This is a genomic window from Methylobacterium aquaticum (assembly GCF_016804325.1).
Classification (GTDB): Bacteria; Pseudomonadota; Alphaproteobacteria; order Rhizobiales; family Beijerinckiaceae; genus Methylobacterium; species Methylobacterium aquaticum_C.
In genome coordinates this window covers 1,534,310-1,559,072 of sequence record NZ_CP043627.1, presented here as the reverse complement: position 1 = coordinate 1,559,072, position 24,763 = coordinate 1,534,310, and the positions used below count along the sequence as shown (strand labels likewise).

Genomic DNA, 24,763 nt, shown 5'->3' with positions numbered 1-24,763 from the left:
ACCAACGAGGGATCCCACCATGGGTAAAGTGATCGGCATCGACCTTGGCACCACCAACAGCTGCGTGGCCGTGATGGAAGGCACGCAGCCCAAGGTCATCGAGAACGCGGAAGGCGCGCGCACCACCCCGTCGATCGTCGCCTTCACGGACGACGGCGAGCGGCTCGTCGGCCAGCCGGCCAAGCGCCAGGCGGTGACGAACCCCGAGCGCACCTTCTTCGCGATCAAGCGCCTCATCGGCCGTACCTACGACGACCCGATGACGCAGAAGGACAAGGGGCTCGTCCCCTACAAGATCGCCCGTTCGAGCGGCGGCGACGCCTGGGTCGAGGCCGACGGCAAGCCCTACTCGCCGTCGCAGATCTCCGCCTTCACGCTCCAGAAGATGAAGGAGACCGCCGAGGCCCATCTCGGCCAGCCGGTCACGCAGGCGGTCATCACCGTCCCGGCCTACTTCAACGACGCCCAGCGCCAGGCGACCAAGGATGCCGGCAAGATCGCCGGCCTCGAGGTGCTGCGCATCATCAACGAGCCGACCGCGGCGGCGCTCGCCTACGGCCTCGACAAGAAGAAGACCGGCCTGATCGCGGTCTACGACCTCGGCGGCGGCACCTTCGACGTCTCGATCCTGGAGATCGGCGACGGCGTGTTCGAGGTGAAGTCGACGAACGGCGACACGTTCCTGGGTGGCGAGGATTTCGACAACCGCATCGTCGAGTACCTGGCGGCCGAGTTCAAGCGTGAGCAGGGCATCGACCTGACCAAGGACAAGCTCGCCCTCCAGCGCCTCAAGGAGGCCGCCGAGAAGGCGAAGATCGAGCTGTCCTCGGCGACCCAGACCGAGATCAACCTGCCCTACATCACGGCGGATGCGAGCGGCCCGAAGCACCTGGCGCTGAAGCTCAGCCGCGCCAAGTACGAGTCGCTGGTCGACGACCTGGTGCAGCGCACGATCGAGCCCTGCCGCAAGGCGCTCAAGGATGCCGGCGTGTCGGCGGCCGAGATCGACGAGGTCGTGCTCGTCGGCGGCATGACCCGCATGCCGAAGGTCCAGGAGCAGGTGAAGACCTTCTTCGGCAAGGAGCCCCACAAGGGCGTCAACCCGGACGAGGTCGTGGCGATCGGTGCCGCGGTGCAGGCCGGCGTGCTCCAGGGCGACGTCAAGGACGTCCTGCTCCTCGACGTGACTCCGCTGTCGCTCGGCATCGAGACCCTCGGCGGCGTGTTCACCCGTCTCATCGACCGCAACACCACCATCCCGACCAAGAAGTCGCAGGTGTTCTCGACGGCCGAGGACAACCAGAACGCGGTCACCATCCGGGTCTTCCAGGGTGAGCGCGAGATGGCGGCCGACAACAAGCTGCTCGGCCAGTTCGACCTCGTCGGCATCCCGCCGGCTCCGCGCGGCCTGCCGCAGATCGAGGTGACCTTCGACATCGACGCCAACGGCATCGTCAACGTGACGGCCAAGGACAAGGCGACGGGCAAGGAGCACCAGATCCGCATCCAGGCCTCTGGCGGCCTGTCCGACGCCGACATCCAGCGCATGGTGCAGGAGGCGGAGGCCAACGCGGCCGACGACAAGAAGCGCCGCGAGCTGGTCGAGGTGAAGAACCAGGGCGAGAGCCTGATCCACGCCACCGAGAAGTCGGTGACCGAGCACGGCGACAAGGTCCCGGCCTCCGACAAGGCCGCGATCACCACCGCCATCGACGCCCTGCGCCAGTCGCTGGCCGGCGAGGACGTCGAGCAGATCAAGGCCCGCACCACCGACCTGATGCAGGCCTCGATGAAGCTCGGCGAGGCGATGTACGCCGCGAGCCAGGCCGGTCCGGACGCCGCCGCGGGCGCGGCCCCGGGCGCCGAGCCCAAGAAGGACGACGTCATCGACGCCGACTTCCAGGAAGTCGACGACAAGGACCAGAAGAAGCGGGCGTGATACGCCTTGAGGTTGCCGCACGGATCTGAGATCCGTGCGGCCCAGTGAAATGTGATGCGACCCGGTCCTCGGCGCCGACAACGGTGCCGGGGACCGGACGTGTATGGACGATGCCCGACGGGGTACGGCGGGGCCGGGGACAGGAATGTCGAAGCGCGACTATTACGAGGTGCTGGGCGTCGCCCGCACCGCGACCGACGGTGAGATGAAGTCGGCCTTCCGCAAGCTGGCGATGGTCTACCACCCCGATCGCAACCCCGGCGACAAGGAGGCCGAGCTCAAGTTCAAGGAGCTCAACGAGGCCTATCAGTGCCTGTCCGACGGGCAGAAGCGCGCCGCCTACGACCGGTTCGGCCACGCCGCCTTCTCGCAGGGCGGGCAGGGCGGTCCCGGATTCGGCAACGAGTTCGGCGACTTCATGTCGGACATCTTCGATACCTTCTTCGGCGACGCCCGCGGCGGTCCCGGCGGCGGGCGCCCCGGCGGTGGCCAGGGCGGGCGTCCGGGCGGCGGCCGCGAGCGCGGGGCCGACCTGCGCTACAACCTCGAGATCAGCCTCGAGGAGGCCTTCACCGGCAAGACCGAGACGATCAAGATGCCGACCTCGGTCACCTGCGAGGTCTGCGCCGGCTCGGGCGCCAAGGCCGGCTCGAAGCCCAAGACCTGCCCGACCTGCGCCGGCTACGGCCGGGTGCGCGCGGCGCAAGGGTTCTTCGCCATCGAGCGCACCTGCCCGGCCTGCCACGGCCGCGGCGAGATCATCGAGGATCCGTGCCCGGCCTGCTCGGGCGCCGGCCGCGTCACCCGCGAGCGCACGCTCTCGATCAACGTCCCGGCGGGCGTCGACGACGGCCTGCGCATCCGCCTGGCCGGCGAGGGCGAATCCGGCCTGCGCGGCGGGCCGGCGGGCGACCTCTACATCTTCCTGTCGATCAAGCCGCACCCGTTCTTCCAGCGCGACGGGGCCGACCTGTTCTGCCGCGTGCCGATCTCGATGGTGACGGCGGCCCTCTCGGGCGAGATCACCGTGCCGGTGATCGACGGCTCGCACACCTCGGTCCGGGTCCCGGCCGGCACCCAGACCAACAAGCAGTTCCGCCTCAAGGGCAAGGGCATGCCGGTCCTGCGCTCGCGCGACGTCGGCGACCTCTACATCCAGGTCTTCGTCGAGACGCCGCAGAACCTCACCAAGCGTCAGCGCGAGCTCCTGCAGGAATTCGACACCCACGGCACCCAGGCCGACAACCACCCCGAGAGCGCCGGCTTCTTCTCCCGGGTGAAAGAGTTCTTCGACGGGCTCAGCGGCTCCGGCCGCGCCTGACCGTCGAGGCGGCGGGTCGGGGCCACGGTTCTGGCCCCGGCCCGACGGATGAGGCCGGCGAACCGGTGCAGCCGTTGCGCGTTCTCCCGCGCGGGCGAGATTGTGTGGTTCGCCGGGCGTTCCGAATGCGTCAGGCTTGACGGCGGCGCGCCTATGGACGACAGCCGTGTCCCGACTTCGTTTTTCGCGTGTTCAAGGGTCTTCGGTCTTGCCTTTGCCTCACCGATCCAGGGCCAAAGCCGCCGCGGTCTCGAGCCCGCTGCCTCACCCGAAGCCCCAGAAGAAGCGCGACATCCTGGAGGACGAGGCGCGGTTCCTGCGCTCCTGGTTCGAGCGGCCCCTGGTCACCGGCGCCGTGACGCCGTCGGGTCGGATGCTCGCCCGCACCATGGCCTCCTACGTCGATCCGCGCCTCGCCGGGCCGGTGATCGAGCTCGGGCCGGGCACAGGTCCGGTGACCGACGCCCTGGTGCGCCGCGGCATCGCCCCGGAGCGCCTGGTCCTCGTCGAGTACAACCCGGATTTCTGCAAGCTGCTGCGCCGGCGCTTCCCGAAGGCGACGGTGCTGCAGGGCGACGCCTACGACATCCGCGCCACCCTGGAGGGCGTGGTCGCCGAGCCGGCCTGCGCCACGATCTCGAGCCTGCCGCTCTTCACCAAGCCGCTGGAGCAGCGCCTCGACCTGCTGACCGCGGCGCACGACCTGATGCACGCGGATGCGCCCTTCGTGCAGTTCACCTACGCGGTGGTGCCGCCGATCCCGGCCAAGTCCACGACCTACACCGCCAGCCGCTCGAACAAGGTCTGGCTGAACCTGCCGCCGGCGCGGGTGTGGGTGTATCGCCGGCCCTGAGGGGCTGTTCGAGCGTTCCGACCGAATTGACAGTCTCGACGTCATCCCGGGGCTCGGCGAAGCCGAGAACCCGGGATCCATAACCGCTGATCGTTCAGGATGAAGCGGAACGCGCCCACTTTGTCCTGCACCGTCAGCGGTTATGGATCCCGGGTTCCGCTACGCGGCCCCGGGATGACACTGAGGGTGTTCTCGAACGAAGACGAACGACTTCGGTATAATCCGGCCCGCTCTACGCCTTCTCCCACTGGTTCTCGATGATGGTGTAGACCTTGTCGCTGAGGTTGATGTCCATCTCGACCAGCCCCAGCGTGTTCTTCACCCGGCTCAGGGTCTCGGCCAGTTCCAGCACCGGCTCGGGCACCCGGCGCTCCGGCACGGCCGGGCCCTGGAGCTGGAGCACGTCGGCCAGCATCGCCGTGTAGGCGCCCCAGAAATGCTGGTGGCCGATGACGTGGAAGCGCGACAGCGCGTCGATCGCCAGCGTCCAGTGGCCCGGCTTCATCGGCTCGCCGGGAAAGCCGCAGGAGAGGTCGCGGGTCAGCGGGTTCTCCAGCCAGGAAAACGTCTCCAGGTCGATCCGGTCGAAACCCTTGCGGAGCGCCGAGACGCTGCCGAGATCGAGGCCGGCCGCGAAGGCGCACGGGGCCTGCAGGTGATCGACGCGCCAGCTCTGCACCGGGTCCTTGCCGATCTCCGCCATCCGGCGCAGGTACAGGATGCGCTTGGCCAGCTCCACGTACGGATCGACGACCAGGATCGTCTTCACGTAGTCGCCCGCCTGGATCACGTCCTCGTAGCGCTTCAGAAGTACGCTGCCCTGCAGCAGCAGCGAGTCGCTGTACTTGATGTCGATGATGCAGCGCAACAGGTCGTAGTGGATGTCGTGGATCCCGAAATACGCCATCGCGAATTCCGGGAAGAGCATGTCGCGGGCGGCGTTGTCCTGGTGGATCGTGTAGTCGAGGGCGAGGACGCGGGCCGGGCGATGGGCGGCGTCGCTGCCGTGCCGGTAGAGCAGGATGTTGGTGTCGGCATCGAAGATGTCGTAGCGCGCGGCCTGGTCCAGGCCGGGGCAGCTCTGGCCGTCGAGCTTGAAGCCGCAGATGCCGTGGGCGTGCCAGCCGAACTCCTTCAGCTGCGGGTAATGAACCCAGGCCTCGATCACGGTCTCTCGCGCCCTGTCCATGACCACGCGGATGCGGGGCGTGCGGCGCATGTCGTCGGGGGCGATCCAGAGCTCGAAGCTCGCCGGGCCGACGACGTTGAAGTTGAATCGCATGCTGCTTGCTAGGCTGAAGACGGCGTCGCGGCAAGGTCGCGCCCCGAAACCGCGCGGCCAGCCTAGCAGTTCCGGCGGGCGGGATCATCCTCGATGCGGTGGGCAGCGGGCGGGAGGCCCTTGCGGCGTCGCGCCCGGCCGGTCTTGATGCGGCCATGTCCGACCTGTTCGCCTCCGCCGGCCTCGACCGCGACGCTCCCCGTCCCCTCGCCGACCTGTTGCGGCCGACTAGCCTCGCCGAGGTTGTCGGGCAGGAGCACCTGACCGGGGAGGGGGGTGCGCTGACCCGGCTCCTGCGCGGGCGCAACCTCGGCTCGCTGATCCTGTGGGGCCCGCCCGGCACCGGCAAGACCACGGTGGCGCGGCTGCTCGCCGGCGAGACCGACCTGCATTTCGAGCAGATCTCGGCGATCTTCTCCGGTGTCGCCGAACTGAGAAAGGTGTTCGAGGCGGCCCGGGCCCGGCGGGCGGCGGGCCGCGGCACGCTGCTCTTCGTCGACGAGATCCACCGCTTCAACCGGGCGCAGCTCGACGCCTTCCTGCCGGTGGTGGAGGACGGCACCGTCACGCTCGTCGGCGCCACGACCGAGAACCCGTCCTTCGAGCTGAATGCCGCGCTCCTGTCCCGGGCCCGGTTGCTGGTGTTCCGCGCCCTCGACGAGGCGGCGATCGCCAAGCTCCTCGACCGGGCCGAGACCGTGACCGGCCGGGCGCTGCCTCTCGACGGGGAGGCCCGCGCGGTGCTGGTGCGGATGGCCGACGGCGACGGGCGGGCGGCGCTGACCCTGGCCGAGGAGGTCTGGCGCTCGGTGGGACCCGACGAGACCCTGGACGCCGCCCTGCTGCAGGAACTGATCCAGCGCCGGGCCCCCGTCTACGACAAGGCGCAGGAGGGCCACTACAACCTGATCTCCGCGCTGCACAAGACGGTCCGCGGCTCGGACCCGGACGCCGCCCTGTACTATCTCTGCCGGATGCTCGATGCCGGCGAGGACCGGCTGTTCATCGCCCGCCGGCTGGTGCGGATGGCGGTGGAGGATATCGGGCTCGCCGATCCCCAGGCCCTGGTGGTGGCGAACGCCGCCAAGGACGCCTTCGACTTCCTCGGCTCGCCGGAGGGCGAGCTGGCGCTGGCGCAGGCCGCGGTCTACCTCGCGACGGCGCCGAAATCGAACGCGGTCTACACCGCCTACAAGGCCGCGACGCGTCTCGCCAAGGAGCACGGCTCGCTGCCGCCGCCCCGCACCATCCTCAACGCGCCGACCAAGCTGATGCGCAAGCTCGGCTACGGCGAGGGCTACCGCTACGACCACGACGAGCCCGACGCCTTCTCGGGCCAGGATTACTGGCCCGAGCGCCTCGGGCGCCAGCGCGTCTACGTGCCGACCGACCGCGGCTTCGAGCGCCGCGTCGCCGAGCGCCTGGAATGGTGGGATGCGCGGCGCCGGGAGCGCAGCGGCGACGATTCGTGACGGTCGTGTGAACAACGTGGCCTTTGGCTGTTGACGGGCCGCACTCCCCTGGGTCAGCCTGGGGTCATGAGACAGAATCCACCCGTCTCGCACGGCCCCGCAGGATGACGGCGCGAGTACTCTCCATCGCCAATTGCAAGGGCGGTACCGGCAAGACGACCTCCGCGGTCAACATCGCGGCCGAACTCGGCGCCCGGGGCTACCGGGTGCTGGTGATCGACCTCGATCCCCAGGGCCATGCCGGGCTCGGATTCGGGGTGTCGGCGCGCCTCGGCTCGTCCAACGCCCACGCGCCCCTGCTGCGGCCTCAGGCCGGCTTCGACGGCGCCGCGCAGGCGACGGAGGAGGACAACGTCGCGGTGATCCCGGCCGACCGCAGCTTCGACGGGCAGCTCGGGCACGGGGATGTCCGCTGCCTCGCCACCGCGCTCGCGCCGTTGCGCCGCTCGCACGATCTGGTGCTGTTCGACGTGCCGCCCTCGGCGGCGGCGCTCACGGTCTGCGCGCTGATGGCGAGCGACGGCGTGGTGATCCCCACCACCCTCGATCCCCTCGGCCTCGAGGGGGTGCGCCAGTTCGCCCGCTCCTATCACGACACGATGCTGCGCTTCCGCGCCGCGCCCCTCGGGCTCGCCATCGCACCGATGCGCATCGACCTGCGCACCAATGTCGAGCGCGAGACCCTGGGAACGCTCCGCACCGCCTTCGGGCCGGGCCAGATGGTGCGGGGCGTACGGACCGACGTGACGGTGAGCGAGGCCTTCGCCCGGCGCCAGCCGGTGCGGCGCTACCGCGCCGGCGCCCGCGCCGCCGAGGATTTTTTCGGGCTCGCCGACGACCTGGTGCAGCGCTTCGGCATCGAATGCACGGCGGATTACGCGGAGCCGTCCTATGGAAGGCAGGAGGGATTTTCACGCGGGGTCTCCTGGCGATGACGGGAATTCCCGACGATGACCGGCCGGCGGTGATTCGCCGGGCGTGACGGAAGGGCTCGCGGGTGCTACGAGCCGCCGCATGACGAAGCCTCCTTCTCGCGGTGGTTCCGGGCGGTCACGGACCGGCCCGGGCGGACCCGCCTCGGGCCGCCCGCCGCGGGTCCGCACCGGACCGCGAAACACCGCACGCGACGCCGCCGAGCGCGCCGCCGGCCTGGTCGTGTCCAACCGCGCTCCCCCGGCGGCCCGCGCCGCCTTCGGCCGCGACATGAGCGACGCCGCGCCGTGGGAACGGGGCGAGGCCCCGGCCCGCGCCCCGGCCGGCAAGCTTCCCGACAAGCCGAAATCCGACCGGCCCAGATCCGAGCCCAGATCCGAGCGTCCGCGCGCGGGCGCGGCGGATACGGGTGCGGCTGTGCGGCCGGCCCGCAGCGAGGCCGAGGGCCGCCCGCCGGCCCGGCCGCGGCGTGACGAGCGCCAGATCGAGCGTCAGGACGATCGCCGGACCTCCGCCGAGGCCCCCCGGCGCCGCGCCCCCGCGGAGGACAAGGCTCCGGCCTCCAGGCCCCCGACCCGGCGGGCCCTGCGCGAGGCGACCGCCGAGGCGCTGGCGACCGGCGTGCAGACCCTCGAGGTGACGCCGGACGAGGCCGGGATGCGGATCGACCGCTTCCTCTCGGCCCGCTTCCCGCAACTGCCCTTCACCCGCATCCAGAGCCTGGTGCGCAAGGGCGAATTGCGCGTCAACGGCAAGCGCGCCAAGGCCGCCGACCGGGTCGAGCCCGGCGCCAGCGTCCGCGTGCCGCCCTTGAGCCTGGAGGCGCGCCCGCCGGCCCCGAACTCCCCCGGGCGGAGGGCGACCTCGCCTTCCTGCGCTCCCTGATCCTCTACGAGGACCAGGACATGATGGTGCTCAACAAGCCCTTCGGCCTCGCGGTCCAGGGCGGTTCCGGCACCACCCGGCACGTCGACGGCCTGCTCGAGGCGATGCGCGACAAGGACGGCCAGAAGCCGCGCCTCGTCCACCGCCTCGACAAGGACACGGCGGGCTGCCTCATCATCGCCAAGACCCGGCTCGCGGCGGCGACGCTCGCCAAGACCTTCCGGTCGCGGGCGGCGCGCAAGATCTACTGGGCGCTGGCCGCCGGGGTGCCGAAGGTGCGCCAGGGCCGGATCTCGACCTACCTCGCCAAGGAGGAGATCGGCGATGCCGATGCCCGCATGCGGGTCGTCAAGCACGGCGACGAGGGGCGAGCCACGCGCTGACCTACTACGCGCTGGTCGACCAGGCCGGGCAGAAGCTCGCCTGGCTGTCGCTGAAGCCGGTGACGGGGCGCACCCACCAGTTGCGGGCGCATGCCGCCCATATCGGCCATCCGCTCGTCGGCGACCCGAAATACTTCGACATCGAGAACTGGGAGCTGCCCGGCGGCATCCAGAACCGCCTGCACCTGCTCGCCCGGCGCATCGTGATCCCGCATCCGCGCACCGCCAAGCCGGTCGACGTGACGGCACCGCTGCCGCCCCACATGGTGCAGAGCTGGAACCTGCTCGGCTTCGACGCCGCGCGCTACGACCCGATCGTCGAGGCGCCGGAGGCCTGACGTCGCGGCCGTCCAGCCTAGGCCGGTCCGTCGGATCGAACCCTTGGCAGGACGGTCCCGTGCCTTATTCTCAGGGCGGGCCCGACCACGGCAGCGGCGCGGGCCTGGAGCGGCGTCCGATCGCGTTGCGAGGGGATGCCGATCCAGGTTTTCGATTGTGCCGCATTTTCTTCCGACGGACCGGTCGCCACGGCGTCGAAGAGTGCTCCAGCGGCCCCATCCGGGAGTGAGACAAGCCAGATGAGACCCGCCGCGCTCGCCAGCCTCGGCCTGATCGGATTCCTCGCCTTCGCCGGGACGGCGCAGGCCCAGCCCGCTCCCACCGCGCCGGCACCGGCTGCCCCTGCGGCCCCTGCGGTGCGGCCGGACGGCAAGGCCGCGGCGACCCGGCCGGATGCACGCCAGCAAGACGGGCGCGCGGCCCCCGCGGAGGGCACGGCGCCGGGGGCGCGCCCGTCGAATCCCGAGCGGACCACGACGCACCGGCGCCGCCGTCCGAGCTACGCCGCCTGCAATCGCGCCTCGCAGCGGCGCAACCTGCATGGCGGCGCGCGGCGACGCTTCCTGATCCGCTGCCGCCTGGGCTATGAGCGGATCCAGCCGGGCCAGCCGGCCCGCGCCAAGCCCTGACCGGCGGCGGGCCGCCCCCGGCGCGACAGCGAGGCGGCCCGACCTGACCATGATCCTGATCGTCTTCGACGTCGACGGCACCCTCGTCGACAGCCAGCACCTGATCGTGGCGGCGCAAGCCGAGGCCTTCGCGGAGGTCGGATTGCCGGCGCCGACCCGGGAGCGCTCGCTGTCGGTGGTCGGGTTGTCGCTGCCGCAGGCCTTCACGGCGCTCGTCGGCGCGGACGGGCCGGTCCTGGCCCTGTCGGAGGCTTACAAGCAGGCCTTCGGCCGGTTGCGCGCCCGGGCCGAGATCCGCGAATCGCTGTTTCCCGGCGCCGCCGACCTCCTGGCCCGGCTCCGCCGCGCCCCGGCGGTGCAGCTCGGCATCGCCACCGGCAAGTCCCGCCGCGGGGTCGACCACCTCGTCGCCGTCCACGGCTGGGAGGGCTGGTTTGCCACCGTGCAGACCGCCGACGACGCCCCGTCGAAGCCGCATCCGGCGATGCTGGAACAGGCGATGGCCGAGACCGGTGCCGCGCCGGGCCGGACGGTGATGATCGGCGATTCCACCTACGACATGGTGATGGCGCGCGGCGCGGAAGTCACGGCGCTCGGCGTCGCCTGGGGCTACCACGCGCCCGAGGCGTTGCGGGCCGCCGGCGCCCACGCGGTGATGGAGGATTTCTCCGAACTCGACGCCGTCCTGTCCGGGCGGATCGCGGCCGCCTGATCGCCGTCTCGCAACGCAGGCCCCGGAGCCCTATCTTCCCCTCATGACCAACGACGTGACCCGCGACTGGCTCGGAGACCCGGAGGGGACGCCCGATCCGGTCCGCGCCGCCCGCCAATCGGCGAAGCCCGCGCTGCCGAAGCGCTTCTACAAGGAGGCCGGAATCGCCTCGTCCGAGGACGGCTACCGCCTCGTCCTCGACGGCCGCCCGGCCCGCACCCCCGCCCGCCGCTACCTCGCGGTGCCGCAGGCGGCTTTGGCCGAGGCCCTGGCCGAGGAATGGGGGGCGCAGGACGAGTTCATCGATCCGGCCCGGATGCCGCTGACCCGCCTCGTCAACTCGGCCCTCGACGGGGTGGCCGAGCGGCGCGAGGCGGTGGTCGACGACCTCGCGGCCTATGCGGGGACCGATCTCGTCGTCTATCGGGCCGGCGATCCCGCCCGCCTCGTGGCGGCGCAGGCCGCGTCCTGGGATCCGGTGCTCGACTGGGCCCGCGAGAGCTTGGGTGCGCGGTTCATCTTGAGCGAAGGGGTGATGCACGTCACCCAGCCGGCGGAGTCGCTGGCCGCCATCCGCCGCGCCATCGAGGCGGTGGGGAGCCCGACCGCGCTCGCGGGGCTGCACTCGATGACCACCCTGACCGGCTCGGTGCTGATCGCCCTCGCCGTCCTCCACGGCCGGCTCACGCCCCGGGAGGGCTGGTCCGCCGCCCATGTCGACGAGACTTTCCAGGCCGAGGTCTGGGGCAGGGACGCGGAGGCCGACGAGCGCCTTGCCCGGCGGCAGGCGGAGTTCGAGGCCGCCGCGCGGGTGGCGGCGCTCAGCCAATAGAGGGCCGGGGCGCGAACGCCCCGGCCTCGCAGATTCACTTCTTGACCGAACCGGTGGCGATGTCGGCGTTCGGGTCCATCGCCGACGGCACGGTCGGACCGAAGGCCACGAGGCCGCTCGTGTCGATGCCGCGCACGTTCACCTCGGCACCCGGCGCCATCTGGGGCAGGGCGGCGAAGAGCGTCATGCCGGCGGGCACGCTCGTGGAGAAGCCCGGAACGTCGAGGGCCGGGATGCCGGCCTGATCCAGGTTGGTGCCCTCGGCGCGGGCAGCAGCGGAGCCGGCCAGAACGAGGCCGGCCGCGACGATGGTCTTGAGCAGCATATCGAGGTCTCCGGTGCGGGGCAGGTCTTGCCAAATCGTGTCTTGGCTGGACAATGCGCAGACCCCGGTCCCGGTTCTCGAAAAAAAAGCTTATCCGGCGGCGCGCCAGCCTTCCCCGGGACTCGTCGTTGCCGCCGGCAGCTGGTGGAACAGGTGGAATCCGCGGGTCTCGGCACCGCGCTCGGCGATCTCGGCCGAGAAGCCGGGCGGCGCCTCGGACGGGGCCTCGATGCGGCCGGCATAGGTCCAGGCTTCGCCGGTGACGAAGGCCGGTACCGGAAAGTCGTTCGGCACTGCGCAGACGAGGTCCGGCTCCGCGTGCCGGCGGAAGAGGTTGTAGGTCGGCCAGCGGCGCACCGTCCGCGGCCGAGGCCGGACGACCTCTCCACGTGTGGACTCTGGGCCCACGCTGCTCGCAATCATGGTTGGTCTCCCCCCTGGTCCGACCCGTTGCATCTTGGGGCCGATGCATATCCCCGGGGACTCGAACCGCTGATCACATTCGATAAGATTTGCGACTTTTCTATGCAATACTGCCGATACGGCCTAGCCTCGATTGGTCCGTGCCGCAAAAAGTGTGGCGGCCTACCCCTTTAGGCCAAGCTGTTGGGCGGCATTTGAAAATTTTGAAGATGGGTCTCAGTTTTTTCAGTTTTCCTTGGAGCACGCGGGCCCCCATAGTCTTCCTCGACACGGCGACCCGGGGTGGCCGGCGGCCACGGCCCGCCTATCCCTCGGTCACCGCGCCCGCGTCGATCCGAGCCGGCACCATGCCGGCGGCGCGCACCCGAATTCACGAGACCGGACGGGCAACGTCCGGGTTGTTCAGCCCGTAAGGGGCGGAGGAGACACCATGGCTGGATCGAGACGTCCGGGACGCAACTTCCTCTTCGTTCCGGGTCCGACCAACATCCCGGATCGGGTCCAGCGCGCGATGATCGTGCCGTCCGAGGACCATCGCTCCTCGGCCTTCCCCGAGCTGACCCTGCCGCTGTTCGAGGAGACCAAGAAGGTCTTCAAGTCCCGCGAGGGCCAGATCTTCCTCTTCCCCTCGACCGGCACCGGTGCCTGGGAAGCGGCGCTCACCAACACCCTCTCGCCCGGCGACCGGGTCCTGGCCCCGCGCTACGGCCAGTTCAGCACGCTGTGGATCGACCTCGCCCGCCGGGTCGGCCTCGACGTCGAGGTCCAGGAGGAGGAATGGGGCACCGGCGCCAATCCCGACCGGATCGAGGAGGCCCTGCGCGCCGACCGTGAGCACCGGATCAAGGCGGTCCTCGTCGTCCACAACGAGACCACCACCGGCGTCACCTCCGATATCGGCGCGGTCCGCAAGGCGATCGACGCGGCGAACCACCCGGCGATGCTCTACGTCGACGGCGTCTCGTCGATCGGCAGCATCGACTTCCGGGCCGAGGAGTGGCGGGTCGACTGCGCCATCACCGGTTCGCAGAAGGGCCTGATGCTGCCGGCCGGCCTCGGCATCGTCTGCGTCAGCAAGCGGGCGCTGGAAGCCGCCAAGACCGCCGAATGCCGCCGGGTCTATTTCGACTTCGCCGACCAGGCGCGGAACAACGCCACCGGCTACTTCCCCTACACGCCGGCCCTGCCGATGCTCTACGGCCTGCGCGAGGCCCTGCGTTGCGTCGAGGACGAGGGGCTGGAGAACATCTTCGCCCGCCACCGCCGGCTCGCCGACGGCACCCGCGCGGCGGTGCAGGCCTGGGGCCTGACGCTCTGCGCGCGTGAGCCCAAGTGGCACTCCCACACGGTCAGCGCCGTGATGGTGCCGGAGGGGATCAACGGTGCCGAGGTCATCGACATCGCCTATCGCCGCTACAACCTCGCGCTGGGTGCCGGCCTGTCGCAGGTGGCGGGCAAGCTCTTCCGCATCGGCCATATCGGCGACCTCAACGAGCTGATGCTGCTCGGCGCGCTCGCCGGCGTCGAGATGGCGATGCAGGATGCCGGCATCCGCATCACCCCCGGCAGCGGTGTCGCCGCGGCGACCGAGCACTTCCGGAACACCCGCGAGGGGTAAAGGCACTTTCCCCTCCCCCTTGTGGGGAGGGGGCAGGGGTGGGGGTGGTGCCGCGTAAGGCTCGGCACTCGATCCTGCACCACCCCCACCCATAGCCCCTCCCCACACCTTGAAGCGATACCGGGCAAGCCCGGGATCGCCTGGGGAGGGGAAGCGCTCTGCGCCTAAGACCCGGCTGCCGGGACCCGGCCCGGCATGCCATTCTGATCCATCCCGCCCGCCCCAAGAGCGGGAGCTTGTCAAAAATCCGCCGGAGGCGCCCGAGACATGTCCCACCGCATCGTCTTTCTCGACCGCGAGACCCTGGATGCGACCGTGCGGCCCCCGAGCTTCCCGCATGACTATGTCGAGCACGCGGTGACGGCGCCCGACGAGATCGTGGCGCGGCTGAAGGGCGCCCAGATCGCCATCATCAACAAGGTGCCGATGCGCGAGGAGACCCTCGCCCAGCTGCCGGACCTGAAGCTCATCGCGGTCGCGGCGACCGGCACCGACGTGGTCGACAAGACCTTCGCCAAGTCCCGCGGCATCACGGTCGTCAACATCCGCAACTACGCCTTCAACACCGTGCCGGAGCACGTGATCGGGCTGATCTTCGCCCTGCGGCGGGCGATCGTGCCCTACACCAACTCGGTCCGTCGCGGCGACTGGGGCAAGGCGCGGCACTTCTGCTACTTCGATTACCCGATCCGCGATGTCGCCGGCTCGACGCTCGGCATCGTCGGCTACGGCGCGCTCGGCAAGTCGATCGGCCAGCGCGCCGAGGCGCTCGGCATGCGGGTGCTCGCCTACGACGTGATGCCCCAACCGGGCCTCGTCGACCTCGACACGATCATCCGCGAGAGCGACGTCATCACGCTCCACGCGCCGCTGACCCCTGAGACCCGCAACATGATCGGGCGGGACGAGCTGGCGCGGATGAAACGCGACGCGATCCTGATCAACACCGCCCGCGGCGGCCTCGTCGACGAGGCGGCGCTCGCCGAGGCCCTGACCGCCGGCACGATCGGCGGCGCCGGCTTCGACGTTCTGACCTCGGAGCCGCCGCGGGACGACAACCCGCTGCTCGCCCTCGACCTGCCGAACCTCATCATCACCCCCCACGTCGCCTGGGCGAGCAAACAGGCCATGCAGATCCTGGCCGACCAGCTCGTCGACAACATCGAGGCCTTCGTGGCCGGCCGGCCGCAGAACGTGGTGGAGTAGGGCGGGACGGACCGCTAACCCGCTCTCGCGACCCAATGGATTGCCCCGCGCCGGCCTGAGACGCCCGCGGCGGAAAGGATGACGATGAAGAAGCTTCTGTTCCAATTCGACACCGACCCGATGCCCAGCGTGTTCGACGTGGTGGTGGGCTACGACGGCGGCGCCGACGTCATCACCGGCTACCCCAACGTGACTCCCGAGAATGTCGGGGCTCTGGTCGACGGCACGATCTACACCCGCGGCGGCTCGGAGAAGAAATCGACCGCGATCTTCGTCGGCGGCGGCAGCATGGCGGCCGGCGAGGCGGTGTTCAAGGCGGTGCGCAAGCGCTTCTTCGGCCCGTTCCGGGTGTCGTGCATGCTCGACTCCAACGGCTCGAACACCACGGCGGCGGCCGGCGTGGCGTTGGTCGCCAAGGCGGCGGGCTCGCTCCAGGGCAAGCGCGCCCTGGTCCTCGCCGGCACCGGCCCGGTCGGCATGCGCTCGGCGGCGCTCCTGGCCAAGGAGGGCGCCACCGTGACGCTCGCCGGGCGCAACCTCGCCAAGGCGCAGGAGGCCGCCAAGACCATCGAGACCCGCTTCAAGGTCGAGATCCGGGCGATCGAGACGGCGGATGCCGAATCCCGCGGCGCGGCTCTGGCCGAGGCCGAGGTGGCCTTCGCCGCCGGCGCCATCGGGCTCGAACTCGCCTCCGAGGCGCAGTGGAGCGGCGCGAAGGACCTCGCCTTCCTGGGCGACTACAACGCCCAGCCGCCGCTCGGCTTCGGCGGGATCGAGGCCACCGACAAGGGCAAGGAGCGCCACGGCAAGGTGGTGTTCGGCGCGCTCGGCATCGGCGGCCTGAAGCTCAAGCTGCACCGGGCCTGCGTCGCCAAGCTGTTCGAGAGCAGCGAGCTGGTCCTCGACGCGGAAGAGATCTACGCGCTCGCGAAAGAGATGGCGTGATGGCGAACGAGGACACGATCCCGGGCTTCCTCGACGCCCTCGCCAGCGAGCGCCCGACCCCCGGCGGCGGCGGTGCCGCGGCGATCTCCGGCGCCATGGGGGCCGCCCTGGTCTCGATGGTCTGCAACCTCACCATCGGCAAGAAGAAGTATGCCGAGGTCGAGGCCGAGATGATCGCGACCCGCGACCGCGCCGAAGCGCTCCGCGCGCAGCTCACCGGCATGATCGCCGAGGACGTGACGGCGTTCGACGCGGTGATGGGCGCCTACGGCCTGCCGAAGGCGAGCGACGACGAGAAGGCGGCCCGCGCCGCCGCCATCCAGGACGCGCTTCGGCTCGCCACCGACGTGCCGCTCGCCTGCGCCAAGGCCTGCCGGGCGGTGATCGACCTGTGCGAGGGAGTCGCCGAGCGCGGCAACCTCAACGTGGTCAGCGATGCCGGCGTCGCCGTGCTGGCGGCCCAGGCCGGCCTGCGCAGCGCCGCCCTCAACGTCTACGTCAACGCCAAGGCGATCGAGGACCGGACCTTCGCGGAAGGCCGTCTCGCCGACCTCGCCCGGGCGCTGGACGGCGCCGATGCCCTGACCGAGCGGGTCTACGGGCTGGTGAAGTCGAAGCTGACCTAAGGTCGGCGCGCCTGGATCAGCATCCGGGCGATCAATCGAAGCAACGCAACCGCGCTTTTGCAGCCGGGCGCGAGGGACCCCTCGCGCCCGGAACGGGAAGCCTTTGCCCGAAAACGACAGGAGGACGCCATGGACGTGCATGAGTACCAGGCCAAGGAACTGCTCGCGAGCTTCGGCGTGCCGATCCCGAAGGGTGCCGTCGCCTTCAGCCCCGACCAGGCGGTCTATGCCGCCACCGAGCTGGGCGGCGCCCACTGGGCGGTGAAGGCGCAGATCCATGCCGGCGCCCGCGGCAAGGCCGGCGGCATCCGCCTCTGCCGCACCACCCACGAGGTCCGCGACGCCGCCAACGACCTGCTCGGCCGCCGCCTCGTCACGCACCAGACCGGCCCCGAGGGCAAGCCGGTGCAGCGGGTCTACATCGAGACCGCCGACCCGTTCGAGCGCGAGCTGTATCTCGGCATCGTCCTCGACCGGAAGGTGGAGCGGGTGCGGGTCGTGGCCTCGAAGGCCGGCGGCATGGACATCGAGGAGATCGCCGCGACCGATCCCGATGCGCTGCTGCAGGTCGTGGTCGAGCCGGCGGTCGGCCTCCAGCCCTTCGAGGCGCGGGAACTCGCCTTCCAGCTCGGCCTGACCATCAAGCAGGTCGGCGCCGCCGTGAAGACGATCATGAGCGCCTACCGGGCGTTCCGCGATTGCGACGCGGTCATGCTGGAGATCAACCCGCTGGTCGTGACCCGCGACGACCGGGTGCTGGCGCTCGACGCCAAGATGTCGTTCGACGACAACGCGCTGTTCCGGCGCCGCAACATCGCCGACATGCACGACCCGTCGCAGAGCGACCCGCGCGAGGCCCAGGCCGCCGAGCACAACCTGAACTACATTGGTCTCGACGGCGAGATCGGCTGCATCGTCAACGGCGCCGGCCTCGCCATGGCGACCATGGACATGATCAAGCATGCCGGCGGCGAGCCGGCGAACTTCCTCGATGTCGGCGGCGGCGCCTCGCCGCAGCGTGTGGCCACCGCCTTCCGCCTCGTCCTGTCCGATCCGAACGTGCGGGCGATCCTGGTCAACATCTTCGCCGGCATCAACCGCTGCGACTGGATCGCCGAGGGCGTCGTCCAGGCCGCCCGCGAGGTGAAGATCGGCGTGCCCCTCGTGGTCCGGCTCGCCGGCACCAACGTCGAGGCCGGCAAGGCGATCCTGGAGAAGAGCGGCCTCGACCTCATCACCGCCGACACCCTGACGGAGGCCGCCGAGAAGGCGGTGGCCGCCATCCGCACCAAGAACTGAGCCGAGAGCCGAGGAGAAGCGTCCGATGAGCATCCTGATCGACGAGAAGACCCGGATCCTGGTCCAGGGCATCACCGGGGACAAGGGCAGCTTCCACGCCCGCGAGATGATCGAGTACGGCTCCAACGTCGTCGGCGGCGTCACCCCGGGTAAGGGCGGCCGCACCGAGCACGGCGTGCCGGTCTTCGATACCGTGCGCCAGGCGGTGCAGGAGACGGGCGCGGAGGCGAGCATCACCTTCGTGGCGCCGCCCTTCGCCGCCGACGCCATCATGGAGGCGGCGGATGCCGGCATCCGTCTGATCTGCTCGATCACCGACGGCATCCCGGCCCAGGACATGATGCGGGTGAAGCGCTACCTGCGCCGCTACCCGAAGGAGCGCCGGCCGATGGTGGTCGGGCCGAACTGCGCCGGCATCATCTCGCCCGGCAAGTCGATGCTCGGCATCATGCCCGGTCACATCTACCTCAAGGGCAATATCGGTGTGATCTCCCGCTCCGGGACCCTCGGCTACGAGGCCGCCGCGCAGATGAAGGCGGTGGGCCTTGGCATCTCGACCTCGGTCGGTATCGGCGGCGACCCGATCAACGGCTCGTCGTTCCTCGACCACCTCGCCCTGTTCGAGGAGGACCCGGACACCGATGCGGTGCTGATGATCGGCGAGATCGGCGGCCCGCAGGAGGCCGAGGCCGCGGCCTGGATCCAGCAGAACATGAAGAAGCCGGTGGTCGGCTTCGTCGCCGGGCTCACGGCGCCCAAGGGCCGCAAGATGGGGCATGCCGGCGCCATCATCTCGGCGGCCGGCGACAGCGCCGGGGAGAAGGCCGAGATCATGCGCTCCTACGGCCTCACCGTCGCCCCGAGCCCGGGCGCGTTCGGGACGACCATGGCGCAGGTGATGTCCGGGCACCGCAAGGCGGCGTGATGCTCCCTCCCTCCCCCTTGTGGGGAGGAGCCGGAGGTGGGGGTGGTGCCGGATAGACCGCGCGCTCTACGCGGCACCACCCCCACGCGGGATCTTCGATCCCCATGACCCCTCCCTACAAGGGGGAGGGGAAACTCCCTCGACCCCCACGGGGAGCCCCCCAGATGATCCACACTCCCGTTCCCGACACGCCGTTCGTCCCGCCGCTGATCACCGGCACCGAGGACCGCGTCGCCCTCGACGTGCTCTTTCGCTCGCTGGTGGATGTCTGCCGGCGCCACCAGCCGGAGCTGGAAGCGGTGCTCCGCGGGCAGGCGGACATTGCCGGGCTGTCGCCGGAGCTGACCGCGCGGGCGTTGCAGGTCCAGGGCATTTGGTTCCAGCTGATCGCGATCGCCGAGCAGAACACCGCGATGCGCCGGCGCCGCCATGTCGAGCGCAATGCCGGCCGCGACCGGCTCAAGAATTCGTTCAGCGCCGTGCTGGCCCGGGCCGCCGCCCAGGGCGTGCCGGCCGAGACCGTTCACGCCCTGCTGACCGGCTTGCGCGTGCGCCCGACCCTGACGGCGCACCCGACCGAGGCCAAGCGCGTCACGGTGCTGGAGAAGTTCCGCCGCATCTACCTGATCCTGAAGGAGCTGGAGATGCCGCGCTGGACCGAGCGCGAGCGCCAGGCCCTGATGGACGACCTGCGCGACGAGGTCGAGCTGGTCTGGATGACCGGCGAACTGCACCTCGAGAAGCCGACCGTCGACCGGGAGGTGGCCTGGGGCCTGCACTTCTTCGACGAGACCCTGTTCGAGATGCTGCCCGAGACCCTGGGCTCGCTCGAGGAGGCGCTGCAGGCGGCCTATCCGGGCACGCGGTTCGAGGTGCCGGCCTTCTTCCAGTTCGGCTCGTGGATCGGCGGCGACCGCGACGGCAACCCCTTCGTCACCGCCGAGGTGACCCGGCGTACGCTCAGGCGCAACGCGCTGGCGAGCCTGCGGCGCTACCGCGACGGCGTCGCCGGCCTCGCCCGTACCCTGTCGATCAGCGCCCGCGCCCTGCCGGTGCCGGAAAGCTTCGCGGCGGCGCTGGCCGACCAGCTGGCAGCCCAGCCCGACGGCGAGGAGATCGCGCGGCGCAATCCGGGCGAGCCCTACCGCCAGTTCCTCACCTGCCTGAGCCGGCGCATCGCGGCGACGGTGGCCGGGCTCGACGACGAGCCGAGCGACCAGGACGCCAAAGACCGGAACATCAAGGGCCCCGGCTATGGCGATGCCGACGTTCTGATCGCCGACCTGCGCGCCCTCGAGCAGGGGCTGTCCGAGGCCGGTTGCCCGTCGCTCGCCGCCAACCGGGTGCGGCCGGTGCGCCGGATGGTCGAGATCTTCCGCTTTTCGACCGTGCGGCTCGACATCCGCGAGAACACCACCCGCACCACCCGGGCGCTCCAGGCCCTGTGGCGCCAGGAGCATGACGGCGAGCCGCCGGACGTCGATGCCCCGGACTGGACCGCCTGGCTCGAGGCCGAGCTGGCGCGCCCGCTCGACGGCGCGCCCGACTTCGCCGGCCTGCCCGAGGAGGTGCAGGAGACGCTCGCCACCTTCCGGCTGGTGGCCGAGATGCGCGGCAGCCTCGACCGCGAGGCGTTCGGGTCCTTCGTCCTGTCGATGACCCATTCGGTCCCCGACATCCTGGGCGTCTACCTGCTGGCGAAGAAAGCCGGCGTCTTCCTCGACGCGGCCGGCATCGAGATCTGCCCGCTGCCGATCGTGCCGCTGTTCGAGACCATCGACGACCTGCGCGCCGCCCCCGCCATCATGCGGGCCCTGCTCAAGATCCCGGTCGTGCGCCGCTCCGCCCGCCAGCAGGGCGGGGTGCAGGAGGTGATGATCGGCTACTCGGATTCGAACAAGGACGGCGGCTTCGTCGCCTCGAACTGGGAACTGGCCAAGGCGCAGCGCCTGCTGACCCAGGTCGGCGAGCAGGCGGGGATCGGCATCGCCTTCTTCCACGGCCGCGGCGGCTCGGTCAGCCGCGGCGGCGCGCCGACGGCCCGGGCCATCGCGGCCCAGCCGCCGGGCTCTATCCGGGGCCGGTTCCGCACCACCGAGCAGGGCGAGGTCGTCTCGTTCAAGTATGCCAACCGCGGCACCGCCGCCTACCAGATGGAGCTGCTCGCCTCCGCGGTGCTGGCCCACGCCCTCGACGGGGCGGCTGACGGGATCCCGGCGGCGAACCCGGAATTCGACGACGTGATGGAGGCCCTGTCGGGGGCCTCGCGGGCGGCCTACGCGCAGCTCCTGACGCATCCGGACCTCGTGACCTATTTCGGCGCCGCGAGCCCGCTCGACGAGATCGCGCTCCTCAACATCGGCTCGCGCCCGGCCCGCCGCTTCGGTGCCCGGAGCCTCGCCGACCTGCGGGCGATCCCCTGGGTCTTCGCCTGGAGCCAGAACCGGCACGGCATCACCGGCTGGTACGGGGTCGGCAGCGGGTTGAAGAGCCTGCTCGACGTGCGCGGGGAGGGGGCCGGGCGCTGCTGCGGCGGATGTTCGAGCATTCCCCACTCTTCCGCCTGGTCATGGACGAGGTGGAAAAGACCCTGCTCACCGTCGACCTCGACATCGCCCGCGACTTCGCCGGCCTGTGCCCGGACGAGGGCGCGCGCGAGGCGGTCTTCGCGATGATCGGGGCCGAGTACCGGCTCACCTGCGCGATGGCGCTGGACGTGAGCGGGGCGCGCAGCCTCGCCGAGCGGTTCCCGCTCTATCGCGGGAGGCTGACCGAGCGGCTGCCGGTGCTCAACCAGGTCAGCCGCGAGCAGGTGGATCTTCTCCGCCGCTTCCGGGCCGAGACCGACGAGGGCAAGCGGGAGACGCTGAAATCGGCGCTGCTCTTGTCGATCAACTGCGTCGCCACCGGGTTCGGGGCGACGGGGTGAGGTCTTGCCGCCCGGTTGCCGGGTGAAGTGCGGGACATCCCCTCCCCCCTCTGCGGGGGAGGGTGGCCCCCGAAGGGGGCCGGGAGAGGGGAACCACGCTTCCGGACACGACTGAACCGTTCTGACGGGCGCTCGCTGGATCAGCGTCGCGCTGCCCCTCTCCCGCAGAGGGGGGAGGGATTTCCCGCGCCTCTTCTTTATCTCCGCGGGGCCCCCGCCCCCCACCTTCCGCCACGTTGCGTCCGTCCGCGACGGAACGCCAAATGATCCCCAGGAGGAAACACGAATGAGCTTCACCCTCGTCCAGCAAGCCACGCCCCGCCTGCACCGTTCCGAGTTGGCGGTGCCGGGCTCGAACCCGACCTTCATGGAGAAGTCGGCGAAATCCACCGCCGACGTGATCTTCCTCGACCTCGAGGATGCGGTCGCGCCCGACGACAAGGAGCAGGCGCGCAAGAACATCGTCCAGGCCCTCAACGAGATCGATTGGGGCACGAAGACGATGATGATCCGCATCAACGGCCTCGACACCCACTACATGTACCGGGACGTGGTAGACATCGTCGAGGCCTGCCCGCGCCTCGACATGATCCTGATCCCGAAGGTCGGCGTGCCGCAGGACGTCTACGCCATCGACGTGCTGGTGACGCAGATCGAGCAGGCCAAGCGCCGCGAGAAGAAGCTCGGCTTCGAGGTGCTGATCGAGACCGCGCTCGGCATGGCCAATGTCGAGGCGATCGCCCAGTCCTCGAAGCGACTCGAGGCGATGTCCTTCGGCGTCGCCGACTACGCCGCCTCGCTGCGGGCCCGCTCGACCGTGATCGGCGGCGTGAACCCGGATTACTCGGTGCTGACCGACAAGGACGAGGCGGGTGCGCGCCAGACCCACTGGCAGGATCCGTGGCTGTTCGCGCAGAACCGCATGCTGGTCGCCTGCCGGGCCTACGGCCTCCGCCCGATCGACGGGCCGTTCGGCGACTTCTCCGATCCGGACGGCTACACCTCGGCGGCGCGGCGCTGCGCGGCGCTCGGCTTCGAGGGCAAGTGGGCGATCCACCCGTCGCAGATCGACCTTGCCAACGACGTCTTCACCCCGAGCGAGGCCGAGGTGACCAAGGCCCGCCGCATCCTGGCGGCGATGGAGGAGGCGGCCAAGGCCGGCCGCGGCGCCGTCTCCCTCGATGGGCGGCTCATCGACATCGCGTCGATCCGCATGGCCGAGGCGCTGATCGGCAAGGCCGACGCCATGGCGCGGGCGTAAGAAGCGGCGCGGACGCAAGGACGCAACGGGGCCGGCCTTCGGGCCGGTCTTTTCATGGGAGGATGCCGCGTCGCCCTGCACCGGCCGGTGACCGGACATGTCCACCGCGCGGACGCGCCGCACGGATCTCGCACACGCTAGAAACAGTCCACCGGCATACGTTCGACAGATGTTGGCTCGCGCGGCCGCTCAAGGCGGCTGGTCACCCGTGTCTCGTCCAAGTCCCGCTACGCCGGAGTGAACGGCGCAGGGTCGTCGGGACTTGTGGGCGAGACGCGGGGACGCCTCGCGATCCGGCCCCGGACTGGAGATGCGCCGGTCGCCCGACCACCCTGCGCCGCTCCCGGTCTTCGACGTTGCCGCATGGCCCGACGACGCGGCTTCCGCACCGTCGGACGATGCCCCAGTGGAAGCGTGCGAGCGATGAGATCAGAACAGGGCGCCGACCCGACGAGACGCCGGCGCGGCGGATGGCTCCTGGCCCTCGCGATCATGGCCGGTGCCGGCGGCGCCTATGCCTGGCACCACCGCGAGCAGGCGACTGCCGCAAAGCCCGCCGCCCGCGCCCCGGCGCCCGTGCCGGTGACCCTGGCCCAGGTGGAGCAGGGCCCGCTCGCCAAGGTGCTCGGTGGGCTCGGCACGGTCCAGGCCTACAACACCGTGCAGGTGCGCACCCGGGTCGACGGTGAGATCCTGAAGATCGGCTTTCGCGAGGGCCAGGTGGTGAGGAAGGGCGAGCTCCTCGCCCAGATCGATCCGCGGCCCTTCCAGGCCGCCCTCGACCAGGCCAGGGCGAAGAAGGCCCAGGACGAGGCGAACGTGAAGAACGCCAGGGCGGATCTCGAGCGCTACACCAAGCTCGGCGACTACGCCTCGCGCCAGCAGACCGAGACGCAAGGCGCCACGGTCAACCAGCTCACCGCCCAGATCGCCGGGGACCAGGCGGCGATCGACAACGCGGCGACGCAGCTCTCCTACGCGACGATCCAGGCGCCGATCGACGGCGTCACCGGCTTCCGGCTGATCGATGTCGGCAACATCGTCAACGCCGCGCAACAGACCGCGATCGTCACCATCACCCAGGTCGAGCCGATCTTCGTGGTCTATACCGCGCCCGAGGAGCAGCTCGGCGAGGTGATGCGGGCGCTCGCCGCCGGCCCGGTCCCGGTCGAGGCCTGGAGCAGCGACGGGATGGCCAAGCTCTCCGAGGGGCGCCTCGACCTCGTCAACAACCAGGTCGACACCGCCACCGGCACGATCCGGCTCAAGGCCTCCTTCGCCAACAAGGACCATGCCCTGTGGCCGGGCGTCTCGGTCTCGACGAAGATGCGCACCGGCACGATTCCCGACGCCGTCACGGTGCCGGACGATGCCGTGCAGCACGGGCCGAAGGGCCTCTACGCCTTCGTGGTCGACGACCAGAGCCGCGCCCACATGCAGCCGATCACCGTCGGCCGCTCCACCGACGGCCGCACCCAGGTGACCGCGGGCCTGTCGCCGGGCCAGACGGTGGTCTGGCGCGGCCAGTCGCGGGTGCAGGAGGGGGCGTCGGTCGCCGAGGCGAAGCCCGCGGGCGCGGCCCATTCGGCGGACAACGCCGCCCTGGCGTCGAGCGAGGCGCGCTGA

General features: G+C 70.6%; 19 protein-coding genes and 2 pseudogenes. 18 read left to right on the top strand and 3 right to left on the bottom strand.

Going from position 1 to position 24,763, the window contains the following annotated elements; all coding sequences use genetic code 11:
- The first annotated feature begins 19 nt into the window (after positions 1-19).
- The 3 genes from dnaK to F1D61_RS06860 all read left to right on the top strand — a co-directional run bounded on the left by dnaK (position 20) and on the right by F1D61_RS06860 (position 4,113).
- Positions 20-1,939, top strand: a complete 1,920-nt coding sequence (gene dnaK, locus F1D61_RS06870) for a molecular chaperone DnaK (RefSeq protein WP_203157086.1) — start codon at positions 20-22, stop codon at positions 1,937-1,939.
- A 145-nt stretch (positions 1,940-2,084) separates the two neighbouring features.
- The gene (gene dnaJ, locus F1D61_RS06865) at positions 2,085-3,260 is read left to right on the top strand and encodes a molecular chaperone DnaJ (RefSeq protein WP_203157084.1); all 1,176 of its coding nucleotides are present in this window, start codon (positions 2,085-2,087) and stop codon (positions 3,258-3,260) included.
- Positions 3,261-3,474: 214 nt separating this feature from the next.
- Complete coding sequence (locus F1D61_RS06860; RefSeq protein ID WP_432443293.1) at positions 3,475-4,113, top strand: class I SAM-dependent methyltransferase; 639 nt, start codon at positions 3,475-3,477, stop codon at positions 4,111-4,113.
- A 232-nt stretch (positions 4,114-4,345) separates the two neighbouring features.
- Here F1D61_RS06860 and F1D61_RS06855 read toward each other — a convergent pair whose 3' ends face one another.
- Complete coding sequence (locus F1D61_RS06855; protein WP_203157081.1) at positions 4,346-5,395, bottom strand: hypothetical protein; 1,050 nt, start codon at positions 5,393-5,395, stop codon at positions 4,346-4,348.
- Positions 5,396-5,550: 155 nt separating this feature from the next.
- On the opposite strand from F1D61_RS06855, the gene F1D61_RS06850 reads away from it, so the two are divergent.
- The 6 genes and pseudogenes from F1D61_RS06850 (at position 5,551) to F1D61_RS06825 (ending at position 11,580) form a co-directional block, all read left to right on the top strand.
- Entirely contained in the window at positions 5,551-6,867 is a 1,317-nt protein-coding gene (locus F1D61_RS06850) for a replication-associated recombination protein A (protein ID WP_203157079.1), read from the top strand.
- Between the two features lie 104 nt (positions 6,868-6,971).
- Entirely contained in the window at positions 6,972-7,802 is an 831-nt protein-coding gene (locus F1D61_RS06845) for a ParA family protein (protein ID WP_203157077.1), read from the top strand.
- Between the two features lie 79 nt (positions 7,803-7,881).
- A pseudogene (locus tag F1D61_RS06840) lies at positions 7,882-9,406 on the top strand (RluA family pseudouridine synthase).
- 240 nt (positions 9,407-9,646) lie between these two features.
- The gene (locus F1D61_RS06835) at positions 9,647-10,036 is read left to right on the top strand and encodes a hypothetical protein (protein WP_203157075.1); all 390 of its coding nucleotides are present in this window, start codon (positions 9,647-9,649) and stop codon (positions 10,034-10,036) included.
- A 49-nt stretch (positions 10,037-10,085) separates the two neighbouring features.
- On the top strand, positions 10,086-10,748 hold the full coding sequence (locus F1D61_RS06830) for an HAD-IA family hydrolase (protein ID WP_203157073.1): 663 nt from the start codon (positions 10,086-10,088) through the stop codon (positions 10,746-10,748).
- 43 nt (positions 10,749-10,791) lie between these two features.
- Positions 10,792-11,580 (top strand): ATP12 family chaperone protein, encoded by a 789-nt coding sequence (locus F1D61_RS06825; protein ID WP_203157071.1) that lies wholly within the window; start codon positions 10,792-10,794, stop codon positions 11,578-11,580.
- Between the two features lie 34 nt (positions 11,581-11,614).
- Here the strand turns inward: F1D61_RS06825 and F1D61_RS06820 are convergent, their stop codons facing one another.
- Both F1D61_RS06820 and F1D61_RS06815 read right to left on the bottom strand, forming a co-directional pair.
- Positions 11,615-11,905 (bottom strand): hypothetical protein, encoded by a 291-nt coding sequence (locus tag F1D61_RS06820; protein ID WP_203157069.1) that lies wholly within the window; start codon positions 11,903-11,905, stop codon positions 11,615-11,617.
- A gap of 90 nt (positions 11,906-11,995) precedes the next feature.
- The gene (locus F1D61_RS06815) at positions 11,996-12,262 is read right to left on the bottom strand and encodes a hypothetical protein (protein ID WP_203157067.1); all 267 of its coding nucleotides are present in this window, start codon (positions 12,260-12,262) and stop codon (positions 11,996-11,998) included.
- Between the two features lie 496 nt (positions 12,263-12,758).
- On the opposite strand from F1D61_RS06815, the gene F1D61_RS06810 reads away from it, so the two are divergent.
- The 9 genes and pseudogenes from F1D61_RS06810 (at position 12,759) to F1D61_RS06770 (ending at position 24,763) form a co-directional block, all read left to right on the top strand.
- A complete protein-coding gene (locus F1D61_RS06810) occupies positions 12,759-13,946 on the top strand; it encodes an aminotransferase class V-fold PLP-dependent enzyme (RefSeq protein WP_203157065.1) in 1,188 nt (395 codons plus the stop codon).
- A gap of 267 nt (positions 13,947-14,213) precedes the next feature.
- Entirely contained in the window at positions 14,214-15,152 is a 939-nt protein-coding gene (locus F1D61_RS06805) for a D-2-hydroxyacid dehydrogenase (RefSeq protein ID WP_203157063.1), read from the top strand.
- Positions 15,153-15,236: 84 nt separating this feature from the next.
- Entirely contained in the window at positions 15,237-16,097 is an 861-nt protein-coding gene (locus F1D61_RS06800) for an NADP-dependent methylenetetrahydromethanopterin/methylenetetrahydrofolate dehydrogenase (protein WP_432443216.1), read from the top strand.
- Positions 16,097-16,723, top strand: coding sequence for a methenyltetrahydrofolate cyclohydrolase (fchA, locus tag F1D61_RS06795; RefSeq protein WP_203157059.1), 627 nt, complete (start codon positions 16,097-16,099; stop codon positions 16,721-16,723). Before F1D61_RS06800 ends, fchA begins: the two co-directional genes overlap by 1 nt.
- Positions 16,724-16,852: 129 nt before the next feature.
- Positions 16,853-18,022 carry a malate--CoA ligase subunit beta gene (locus F1D61_RS06790; protein ID WP_203157057.1) on the top strand — a complete coding sequence of 390 codons (1,170 nt, stop codon included), beginning with the start codon at positions 16,853-16,855 and terminating at the stop codon, positions 18,020-18,022.
- Between the two features lie 25 nt (positions 18,023-18,047).
- Entirely contained in the window at positions 18,048-18,947 is a 900-nt protein-coding gene (sucD, locus tag F1D61_RS06785; protein WP_203157055.1) for a succinate--CoA ligase subunit alpha, read from the top strand.
- A gap of 164 nt (positions 18,948-19,111) precedes the next feature.
- Positions 19,112-21,876, top strand: a pseudogene (locus tag F1D61_RS06780) (phosphoenolpyruvate carboxylase).
- A 286-nt stretch (positions 21,877-22,162) separates the two neighbouring features.
- Positions 22,163-23,137 (top strand): HpcH/HpaI aldolase/citrate lyase family protein, encoded by a 975-nt coding sequence (locus F1D61_RS06775; protein ID WP_203157053.1) that lies wholly within the window; start codon positions 22,163-22,165, stop codon positions 23,135-23,137.
- 423 nt (positions 23,138-23,560) lie between these two features.
- Positions 23,561-24,763: an efflux RND transporter periplasmic adaptor subunit gene (locus F1D61_RS06770; protein WP_203157052.1), complete on the top strand. Its 1,203-nt coding sequence runs from the start codon at positions 23,561-23,563 to the stop codon at positions 24,761-24,763.